Source organism: Microcoleus sp. D2_18a_B4 (assembly GCF_036702475.1).
In the GTDB taxonomy this organism is placed as follows: Bacteria; Cyanobacteriota; Cyanobacteriia; order Cyanobacteriales; family Microcoleaceae; genus Microcoleus.
In genome coordinates this window covers 5,524-6,929 of sequence record NZ_JAUBTL010000117.1, presented here as the reverse complement: position 1 = coordinate 6,929, position 1,406 = coordinate 5,524, and the positions used below count along the sequence as shown (strand labels likewise).

The window sequence follows — 1,406 nt, the reverse complement described above, 5'->3', positions numbered from 1 at the left end:
GTGACATCTCCCACACTAATCCGAAGCGGATATAGTGTGGGCTTCCAAGACAATCCGGCTATCGCTTAGGAGGCTCTTGGCTTTAAGAACGGAATGCCCCACCGCTCTATTTTTAATCACAATTGCTGCATTATGGTCGCGGTCGAGACTGCACCCACAATGAGGGCAATCGTGCCAACGAATATGCAGCTTTTTCGGGACTTTCTTACCGCAATTAGAACAATCTTGTGAAGTATTGTAGGCGCTTACTGGGATAGCTAGCAAACCAGCATTTACGGCTTTGTTTGTTAGAATCGACTATTGCTTGACCACCCAGCGTCCAACACAGATTTAGCTAATTTTGTACGAGCTAGACCTTTGACGTTTAAATCCTCGTGCGCGATTACGTCATATTTTGATAACAGCCAATTCGCTGTCTTGAAATGGAAATCTTTACGCTTATCAGCTACTTTTTTGTGGCACTTCCCTAACTGCTTGACTGCCTTCTTCCTCCGGTTGCTGCACGAATTGCGTCGTGAAACTCGTTTTTGAGCAACTCGCAGACGTTTTTGAGCTTTGCGGTAATATTGAGGAATCGCGACTGTTTCGCCATCAGAAGTTGTTAAGAATTCCTTCAGTCCTACATCAATACCTGTTATTGAATCAGGATTAAAGTCCGGCTTGATCTCTGGAACCGTTTGATCTTCTAATGAGAGCGTCAAGTAATAGCCATCTGCTTTTTTAGTCACAGATGCGGTTTTGATTTTATACCCGTCAGGGATAGGACGATGCAAGACGACTTTAACTTTGCCGAACATCGGTAAGTTAATCAAGTTGCCCTGCAAACATTCCTCTTTTACCTGCGGATAAGTAAAAGTACGATAGCGATTGCGACCCTTGAAACGAGGTTTACCGCTACGCTTTCCATTGATATCGCCTTTGAGAAAACGGTCAAACGTTACCTTAACTCTTTTAACCACATCTTGAAGGACTTGCGAATAAATCTCGCTATACCAAGGATGAGTTTTCTTGAGTTGAGGTAACGTTTTCTTTTGCGAGTAATAATCGGGATTGTCCCGCAGTTCAGGTAGATAGCAAACGAGAGGACAAGCATTAACAGCAGAACGGTTTTGTTCGTACCAAGTAAATCTGTCAGCCAACAGATAATTGTACTGCGAACGCAGCATTGACAGCCATCTGTCTAGCTCAACTACCTGTTGTTTGGTTGGACGTAATTTGTACTGGTAAGCCGTTCTCATGGTTGCCCTCCTTGAAAATTACGATAGCATAATTGTGTTCGCGTTAGCAACACGCACAATCACAGATAAAAATCTTCACATTCGACTATCGGAGAAACATCTCAGTAAACTGAGGGCGGTCGCGGCGGCGAGAGAACAAACTGTTACCCAGATGGTAGAGGCATGGAT

2 protein-coding genes are annotated in these 1,406 nt (G+C 44.0%); both read right to left on the bottom strand.

Annotation, left to right across the window (positions count from 1 at the left end; translation table 11 throughout):
- Window positions 1-15 precede the first annotated feature (15 nt).
- Window positions 16-264, bottom strand: coding sequence for a zinc ribbon domain-containing protein (locus tag QUB04_RS32000; RefSeq protein WP_333143582.1), 249 nt, complete (start codon window positions 262-264; stop codon window positions 16-18).
- A gap of 23 nt (window positions 265-287) precedes the next feature.
- Window positions 288-1,238, bottom strand: coding sequence for a transposase (locus tag QUB04_RS31995; RefSeq protein ID WP_333290692.1), 951 nt, complete (start codon window positions 1,236-1,238; stop codon window positions 288-290).
- Window positions 1,239-1,406: the final 168 nt, after the last annotated feature.

Excerpts from the sequence above, each read along its gene's own strand:
- QUB04_RS31995 (WP_333290692.1), bottom strand. The coding sequence starts at position 1,238 with ATGAGAACGGCTTACCAGTACAAATTACGTCCAACCAAACAACAGGTA.